The 8,437-nt window shown below is 32.6% G+C and carries 7 protein-coding genes and 1 pseudogene; 2 read left to right on the plus strand and 6 right to left on the minus strand.

The window, feature by feature from the left end:
* The 6 genes and pseudogenes from sdhB to gpmI all read right to left on the minus strand — a co-directional run bounded on the left by sdhB (position 1) and on the right by gpmI (position 5,844).
* On the minus strand, positions 1-966 hold the full coding sequence (gene sdhB, locus ACOTU8_RS04825) for an 8-methylmenaquinol:fumarate reductase iron-sulfur subunit (protein WP_422342018.1): 966 nt from the start codon (positions 964-966) through the stop codon (positions 1-3).
* Entirely contained in the window at positions 963-2,798 is a 1,836-nt protein-coding gene (sdhA, locus tag ACOTU8_RS04830; RefSeq protein ID WP_422342019.1) for an 8-methylmenaquinol:fumarate reductase flavoprotein subunit, read from the minus strand. Before sdhA ends, sdhB begins: the two co-directional genes overlap by 4 nt.
* A gap of 336 nt (positions 2,799-3,134) precedes the next feature.
* Positions 3,135-3,545, minus strand: a complete 411-nt coding sequence (locus ACOTU8_RS04835; RefSeq protein WP_422342020.1) for a pyridoxamine 5'-phosphate oxidase family protein — start codon at positions 3,543-3,545, stop codon at positions 3,135-3,137.
* Positions 3,546-3,551: 6 nt separating this feature from the next.
* A complete protein-coding gene (fabG, locus tag ACOTU8_RS04840; protein WP_002870134.1) occupies positions 3,552-4,295 on the minus strand; it encodes a 3-oxoacyl-ACP reductase FabG in 744 nt (247 codons plus the stop codon).
* Positions 4,285-4,382: pseudogene (locus ACOTU8_RS04845) on the minus strand (3-ketoacyl-ACP reductase). The gene fabG and the pseudogene ACOTU8_RS04845 overlap by 11 nt, the downstream one beginning before the upstream one ends.
* Positions 4,366-5,844 (minus strand): 2,3-bisphosphoglycerate-independent phosphoglycerate mutase, encoded by a 1,479-nt coding sequence (gpmI, locus tag ACOTU8_RS04850; protein ID WP_422342021.1) that lies wholly within the window; start codon positions 5,842-5,844, stop codon positions 4,366-4,368. Before gpmI ends, ACOTU8_RS04845 begins: the two are co-directional and overlap by 17 nt.
* A gap of 79 nt (positions 5,845-5,923) precedes the next feature.
* Here gpmI and mraY point away from each other — a divergent pair, with 79 nt between their 5' ends.
* Together mraY and murD are read left to right on the plus strand one after the other, a co-directional pair.
* Positions 5,924-6,985, plus strand: a complete 1,062-nt coding sequence (mraY, locus tag ACOTU8_RS04855; RefSeq protein WP_422342022.1) for a phospho-N-acetylmuramoyl-pentapeptide-transferase — start codon at positions 5,924-5,926, stop codon at positions 6,983-6,985.
* Complete coding sequence (gene murD / locus ACOTU8_RS04860) at positions 6,985-8,193, plus strand: UDP-N-acetylmuramoyl-L-alanine--D-glutamate ligase (RefSeq protein ID WP_422342023.1); 1,209 nt, start codon at positions 6,985-6,987, stop codon at positions 8,191-8,193. The genes mraY and murD overlap by 1 nt, the downstream gene beginning before the upstream one ends.
* Positions 8,194-8,437 lie beyond the last annotated feature (244 nt).

The following is an 8,437-nucleotide window of genomic DNA, read 5'->3' on the forward strand; positions in this document are numbered from 1 at the left end:
TTACTCCTTAACAGCAGCTTCTTGTGCCGCCTTTATCATTTTAACCAAATCTTTATGCCCTTCTATTTCATCCTCGCCAAAAACATGCATAGGATTCATTTTTCCTGCACGCATAAGTTTAAAAGCTATATCTGTTTTACCCATAGAACCTATAACACCCTCAGAACGTAAAGCAAGATAAATTTCATTCAAGCGTCCTGAACCTTCAACTAAATCTTTATAAAAAGCTTCAGCATGATCAGGCCCTAAGCCTTCATTTAAACCTTTTTTAATCGCCATCACTCTTAAATTTGCTATATCATTTACTGAACTTATGCCCTTTGGACAACGATCAGCACACTCTTGACAATGAACACAAAGCCAAAGTCCATTCATTACGCTAGGTTTTACATGCAACATAGGATCCTTACCTCGAGAGTCTGCCGCTGCGTGCCAAGCATGAGTAAAAACAAAAGGTTGCATATAATCGCTACTATCTGCTTCTAATTTATTACACTCTGAAGCACAGCTACCACATAAAATACAATCCCATTGCTTACTAATACGATCAAATTCTTCTTGACTTTGTTTGCAGCCCTTTTCCGCTGAAAATTCATTTTTTGCCACTATAGCAGGACGAATTTTTCTTAAATTTTCTATAGAAGGCTCCCAATCCACAATTAAATCAGAAATTACTCTAAAATTTCCAAGTGGAGAAATGCGTATACTTGAAGAATTATCATATTCTTTTAATAAATCTTGCATTTTAGTATCACAAGCAAGATAAGAATGCCCATTCACACGCACTGCACAAGCCCCACATATTGCAGATTGACAAGAGGCCGTAAAATTTAAAGTAATATCTTTTGTTTTTTTGATAAAAAGTAAAAGAGAAAGTAGAGTTTTTCCTTGTATATCCTTATCATCAATATCATAACTTTGTTCATATTTTTTCTTGCCATTAAAACGATCTATGATGATTTTCATTGTACTCTCCTTCCATCAAGTGAAAACTCAGTTACCACAACATCTTTATAACTAAGTTTTAATTCATCATTTTCTAAATTTACAATGCTATGTTTTAAGAAATTTTTATCATCTCGCTTTGGATAATCTTCTCTAGTATGAGCCCCACGACTTTCAAGTCTATTTCTAGCTGCTAAACAAGCACAGCGAGAAAGTAAAATCAAATTACCAAGCTCTACATAATCTGTAAAAGCAGTATTCATCACTTCATTAGGATTTGGAATACGAATTTTTTCATATCTTGCTTGTATATCTTCTAAATTTTTTGCTAGAAGATCGAGTTTTTCTTGAGTTCTAAAAATCCCCATATTATCCCAATTTTGACTTCCTAGCTCTTCTCGCAATTCATACATTTCTTGACCATTTCCGCCATTATTTGTAATTTCTTTAAATCTAGCCTGCCATTTTTGAGCAAGTTCATGAGTTTTTGCCCCTTTTCCAAAACTTGCATCTTTAGCATAATTTGTCGCACCAATGCCTGCTAAATGACCCGTTACAACTGCATCGGCTAAAGAATTTCCCCCTAGTCTATTAGCTCCATGTATAGAAATACAAGAAGCTTCTCCACCTACATAAATTCCAGCAATTTTAGTACTCATATCTTCAAATTTAGCCACTTCAATTCCACCCATAGAATAATGCGCCGTTGGACGGATGGACACAGGAGTATCCACTAAATCAATATTTTCAAAAAGCATCGCAGTGTGACGAATTTTTGGTAAATCTTTTAAAATTTTTTCTTTTCCTAAGTGTCGTACATCGCACAAAACATAAGCTCCAAGTCCCTCGCCATAACCTCTACCTTCGCGAATTTCTGTTTCTATAGCACGCGCAACCACATCTCGCGGTGCAAGCTCCATTTTTTCATGGTAATTTTTCATAAAACGCTCACCACGATTATTTAAAAGATATCCCCCTTCACCGCGCGCCGCTTCTGTAATAAGAGTTCCTCCATTTGCAACTCCTGTTGGGTGAAATTGTATCATCTCAGGATCTTCAAAACCAAGTCCTGCTCTAAGAGCGGCTGCCACACCATCTCCTGTGGCAATAAAGGGAGTTGAAGTTCTATTATAAAATATCCTTGTATATCCCCCTGTAGCAATCACCAAAGCTTTGCATAATACAGGATAAATTCCACCGCTTTGTATATCTCTTAAAACAACACCCTCACATTTTCCATCTACAACACCTATATCCAAAAGTTCATGATCTATTAAAAATTTCACACCACTACTAATAGCATCATCTAAACAAGAATGCATTAAAATATGACCTGTTTTATCTGCAGAATAGTTACAGCGTTTTTTAGAAGCCCCTCCCATTAAACGCTGAGCTACTCCACCTTGTTCATTTCTTGAAAACAAGGTTCCTATAAAATCCATATTAAAAATAGCCTTTCCAGCTAATTCACAAAATTTTAAAGCCGCGTCTTGGTCTACCAAGTAAGCTCCGCCTTTGATAGTATCATAAGCATGTAATTTATAGGAATCTCCATTAGAAAAATCAGTAACTCCATTAATTCCACCCTCTGCCATACAAGTTGCGTTACGCGATGGCATCATCTTTGTAGCTACTACAACACTTAATTTTGGATTTTCTTTTCTCACTGCGGCCGCAGCACGCAAACCTGCTCCACCTGATCCAATTACCAAAACATCACAAGAAGGTAAATTTGGATCTTTATCTATCCTAGATGAATCATCTAAAGCATAAACTCCACTTGAACTTGCAGCTAAAGCTCCTACACTAATACAGGCTGTTTTTATAAAATCTCTTCTAGAAAATTCACCCATATCATTCTCCTTATTTAAAAAATTAATAATAATTTTTAATGTAAATCAATCTTACATAACCACATACCAAAAATCCAAAAATAAACTCTCCTTTCAATATAAAATGGATTAAAAATAAATTTATAATTTAGCAAATATAAAAAAGCATAAGACTAAGTAATCAAAGAAGATAGATGAATATAATAAAATAAATATTAAAAAATTTTTGCAATATATCATAATCTATTCCTTGCAAACTAAACGGAATGATTATACCTTAAAAAATAACAAAAAGTTAATATTAATTAAGATAATATTTATCTTAATTAATATATAGTTAATAAAATTATCAAATCATTAAACCTTAAAAAGCTTAAATTCTCCATTCATAAATTGCATTCTGGCGCTTAAATGGTCAAGATAAAAAACTTCAAATTTTGGATTTTGCGGAGTTTCATAAAGATTTACAAGATAAGGATATTTTTCAAACATCATTTTTTTAACTTCTAAATTTGTTTCAAAAACCGCATTAGCTCTAAGTCTTAAAAAAGTACCATCTTTTGCACAAGAACAAAATTCAATGCCATTATAATTTTTTATATGTTTAAAAAGTCCTTTTGTATTTGCTGTGCAAAAATAAATTTTATCTCCCACAAGCAATGGACTTTGTATAGGGCGCACTCTAGGATTTCCACAAGTTCCTAAAGTGGCTAAAAATGCCGGTGCATTATCATCTAAAAATTGTGCTATTTCTTTTAAATCCATCATTTTTCCTTACATATATAAACCACCATTAATCTTAAGTACATCGCCTGTCACATAAGAGGCATAATCACTAAGTAAAAATGCTACACAATTAGCCACTTCTTCAGGCTCTGCAAAGCGTTTTAAAGGGATATTATCTTGATAGGTTTGTTTGATTTCATCGCTTAAAACTTCAGTCATATCGCTTTTTATGAAACCTGGAGTTACGCAGTTAAAGCGTAAATTTCTACTTGCTCCTTCTTTGGCAAAAGATTTAGTCATAGCTATCATTCCACCTTTACTAGCAGAATAATTTACTTGTCCAGCATTACCCATTTCTCCGACAATAGAAGCGATATTTACAACAGCACCAAAGCGTTTTTTACTCATGGTTTTTAAAGCTTCTCTACAACCTAAAAAAGCTGAGCTTAAATTCGTATCTACAACGCCACTAAAGTCCTCTAATTTCATTCTTAAAGCAAGTTTATCATTTGTAACGCCTGCATTATTTACAAGATAACTTAACTCTCCATCACTCTCAACTATAGTTTTTACGCCGTTTTCAAACTCATCTTCTTTGCTTGCATCAAATTTAATCACAGCAGCAACACCGCCACTTGCAATAATTTCATCTTTTAAAGCATCTGCAAGTTCAGGTTTTGAACGATAATTGATCCAAACTTTAAGCCCAAAACCTGCCAAAGTTTTTGCGATAGAAGCACCTATTCCCTTACTTGCTCCGGTAATTAAAACATTTTTTCCACTAAATTTCATTATCTATCCTTAATAAGTTTAATTTTAAAAATTGCAATCTTAACAAATTCTTATAAAAAAGGCAAACAAACTAAAACAAAGCCTCATTCATTTCTTTTGGAATTTCTAAGTCTAAAATTTTAAGCACGCTTGCAGCTATATTACTCAGCCCCATATTGGCTTTAATCTTTGAAACTCCCTTTGCTTGCACAAAAACAAAAACATCAAAAGTGGTGTGATTGGTAAGCAAATTTCCCTTTTCATCTTGCATAGCCTCGCAATTTCCATGATCGCTTGTAATAATAAAAGCATAATCATGTTTTCTTGTACATTCTATAACTTCACCCAAACAAGTATCCACCGCCTCAACGGCTTTTATAGCAGCATTAAAATCACCTGTATGTCCAACCATATCTCCATTTGCAAAATTTACCACTATAAAATCTTCGCCCTTTTCTATGCCTTTTTTCACTGCATCACACACTTCAAAAGCGCTCATTTGGGGTTTTTCATCATAAGTTTTTATCTTAGGGCTTGGGATTAAAACCCTTGTTTCATTTTCTAAAAGCTCTTCTTTTCCGCCATTAAAAAAGAAAGTTACATGGGCATATTTTTCGGTTTCTGCGGTATGAAGCTGACTCAGTCCTGCTTTAGAAATCACTTGGGCCAAAGTATTTTCAATTTTTTCTTTTTCAAAAAGCACAGGGAATTTAAATTTATCATCATAAACACTCATAGTAAGTAAATTTTCAAAGACTTTTTCACGTTCAAACTCTTTAAAATCTTTAGAATTCAATACTTCAACAAGTTGTTTCATTCTATCATTTCTAAAATTGATAAAAATAATACCATCTTCTTCTTTGATACCTTGATAATTTTCAATTTGAACTGCTTTAATAAACTCATCAGTAATGTTTTCATCGTAAGATCTTTGTAGGTATTCTAATAAATTTGACACCTTATAAGCCTTGCCTAATAAACACTCATAATATTCTTTTACCCTATCCCAACGCTTATCTCTATCCATAGCATAAAAACGCCCACAAAGCGTAGTAAAATGCACGCCTAAGTTTTCACAAAATTCTTTTAAATCTTTTATGAAATTTAAGCCACTTTTTGGACTTACATCTCGCCCATCAGTGATTGCATGAGCAAAAACTTCATTGCCATTTTTCGCACAAATTTCAAGCATGGCTTTAAAATGCGTATCCATAGAATGCACCCCGCCATCGCTATAAAGCCCTATAATATGCACTCTTTTACATTTTGCTAAAAGTTTTTGTAAATTCTCATTTTTTTCAAGCTCCTTGTTTTCAATTGCCTTATTAATACGCACTAAATTTTGATAAATAATACGCCCGCTTCCTATACACATATGCCCTACTTCGCTATTTCCCATTTGTCCTTCTGGCAAACCTACAGCCAAACCACTCGTTTTTAGTAAAGAATTTGGGACCTCCTTAAAAAGCTTTTCATAACTTGGTTTTCTAGCTGCTTCAAAAGCATTAAACTTGCTATTTTTATTATATCCTATTCCATCTGTGATAATTAAAACACATTTTTGCTTCATTTTTCTCTCTTTTATAAGAATTTTTTTGGTTAGATTTTACTAAAATTAAACTTTTAAAAACCAAAAAGAAGGCTAGGTTTTGTATTATCTTTCAGATTTAAGTCATTATGCTTTTTTTACTTATATTAGTGTGCGTGCAGGATTTGCATTTTTTATCGCTTTATGTTTGTCTTTATTTTTAATGCCTAAATTTATTACTTGGGCAAAAGCTAAAAATGCTAATCAACCTATTTACGAATACGCCCCAGAAACTCATAAAACCAAATGTCATACTCCAACCATGGGTGGGCTTATTTTCATCAGTTCTGCAGTAATTGCAAGTTTATTTTGTATCAAATTTGATAATATTTTTGCTATAAATGCTTTACTTTGTTTGATACTTTTTTGTTTGATAGGACTCATAGATGATCTAGGCAAAGTTCTAAAAAAAGATAATCATTCAGGACTTAGTCCAAGAATGAAGCTTTTAGCACAAATCATCGCTGGACTTATTTGCATCTTACCTTTATATTTTAGTTCAGAGCTTAGCACGGAACTTTTTATACCTTTTTACAAACACCCTCTTTTTGATATGGAAATTTTTGCCATTGCTTTTTGGATTTTGGTTTTAATTTCTAGCTCTAATGCTGTAAATTTAACCGATGGACTTGATGGCTTAGCTACAGTTCCAAGTATTTTTTCTTTATCTACTTTAGGGATATTCTTATATTTGAGCGGAAATTTAAATTATAGTGAATATTTACTTTTGCCAAAAATTCAAGGTTTGGGCGAAGTAGTGATTGTTTGTGCTGCATTAATCGGTGCTTTAATGGGGTTTTTATGGTACAACTGTTATCCTGCACAAGTTTTTATGGGAGATAGTGGAAGTTTAGCTTTAGGTGGCTTTATAGGATTTTTAGCCATTATTAGTAAAAATGAAATTTTACTTTTACTTATAGGTTTTGTTTTTGTTCTTGAAACTGTTTCTGTAATTTTACAAGTTGGAAGTTTTAAAATTTTTAATAAAAGAGTATTTAAAATGGCGCCTATTCATCATCATTTTGAAAAAGTTGGCTGGATAGAAAATAAAATTATAGTACGTTTTTGGATGATAGCCTTACTTTCAAATTTACTTGCACTTGCATCAATAAAGCTAAGATAATGAAAATTTCACTTTTTGGATATGGAAAAACCACACGTACTATTGCTGAAAATTTAGTAGATAAATTTGGACCTTTTGATATTTATGATGATCGTTTTACAGAAACAAAAAAAGATACACTAGGAAATTTACTTTTAAATCCTAATGATTTTGATAGCAATTTAAGCGAACTTGAAATACCAAGTCCAGGTTTTCCACCAAACCATAAACTCATTCAAGAAGCAAAAAAATTACAAAGTGAATACGATTTTTTTTATGATATTATGCCAAAATCTATTTGGATAAGTGGAACCAATGGAAAAACCACTACCACTCAAATAGCTACACATTTATTATCACACATTGGTGCTGTTATGGGTGGAAATGTTGGAACTCCTTTAGCAGAGCTTGATCCTTATGCAAAACTTTGGATACTTGAAACTTCATCTTTCACCCTACACTACACTCATAAAGCTAAACCTGAAATTTACGCACTTTTACCCATAAGCCCTGATCATCTTTCTTGGCATGGAAGTTTCGATAACTATGTTCAAGATAAGCTAAACGTTTTAAAAAGAATGAATGAATGTGATGTGGTAATACTACCTAAAATTTATGCAAATACTCCAACAAAAGCTCATAAAATAAGCTATGAAGATGAAAAAGATCTGGCTGTTAAATTTGGCATTGATACGGAAAAAATTTCCTTTAAAAACCCTTTTTTACTCGATGCTATCATGGCTTTAGCTATAGAAAAAATTCTACTTGATACTTTAAGTTATAAACTTTTAAATAACTTTGTAATGGAAAAAAATAAACTCGAAGAGATTAAAGACAGTCAAAATAGGCTTTGGGTAAATGACACTAAAGCCACAAATGAAAGTGCAGTAATGGCTGCACTTAGTCGCTATAAAGATAAAAAAATCTATCTTATCATAGGAGGAGATGATAAAGGTGTAGATCTTAGTAATTTGTTTGATTTTATGAAAGGATTTGATATAGAACTCTATGCTATAGGTGTTAGTACTGAAAAAATGCTTGATTATGCAAAAAAAGCGAATTTGAAAGCCTATAAATGTGAAGTTTTATCTAAAGCTGTAAATGAAATTTCAAATCACTTAAGAGTCAATGAAGTAGCTCTTTTAAGTCCCGCTTGTGCAAGTTTAGATCAATTTAGTTCTTATGTGGAACGTGGAAAAGTCTTTAAAGAATGTGTGAATAAAATTTAATTTATTTTACTTTCCATACAAAGATATTAAACTTTCCAACCCCTAAAAACACCCTTATTCTCTCTAAAAACCCATAACCAGTAGCAAACTCTTTTTTCTAGCGCTATTCTAAACACTATCTAAAACAACAATAAAACTAAAAACATATGATTTTATAAAAAGTAAGCAATATAAGAACTAACAAGTCCGCAATGAGCTACTTTCCCCCTGCCAGTAAGGCGTAGTATCATCACCCACGATGTGC

The organism is Campylobacter jejuni, assembly GCF_049221745.1.
Lineage (GTDB): Bacteria > Campylobacterota > Campylobacteria > Campylobacterales > Campylobacteraceae > Campylobacter_D > Campylobacter_D jejuni_E.

Excerpts from the sequence above, each read along its gene's own strand:
- sdhB (WP_422342018.1), bottom strand. The coding sequence starts at position 966 with ATGAAAATCATCATAGATCGTTTTAATGGCAAGAAAAAATATGAACAA.
- sdhA (WP_422342019.1), bottom strand. The coding sequence starts at position 2,798 with ATGGGTGAATTTTCTAGAAGAGATTTTATAAAAACAGCCTGTATTAGT.
- ACOTU8_RS04835 (WP_422342020.1), bottom strand. The coding sequence starts at position 3,545 with ATGATGGATTTAAAAGAAATAGCACAATTTTTAGATGATAATGCACCG.
- fabG (WP_002870134.1), bottom strand. The coding sequence starts at position 4,295 with ATGAAATTTAGTGGAAAAAATGTTTTAATTACCGGAGCAAGTAAGGGA.
- gpmI (WP_422342021.1), bottom strand. The coding sequence starts at position 5,844 with ATGAAGCAAAAATGTGTTTTAATTATCACAGATGGAATAGGATATAAT.
- murD (WP_422342023.1), top strand. The coding sequence starts at position 6,985 with ATGAAAATTTCACTTTTTGGATATGGAAAAACCACACGTACTATTGCT.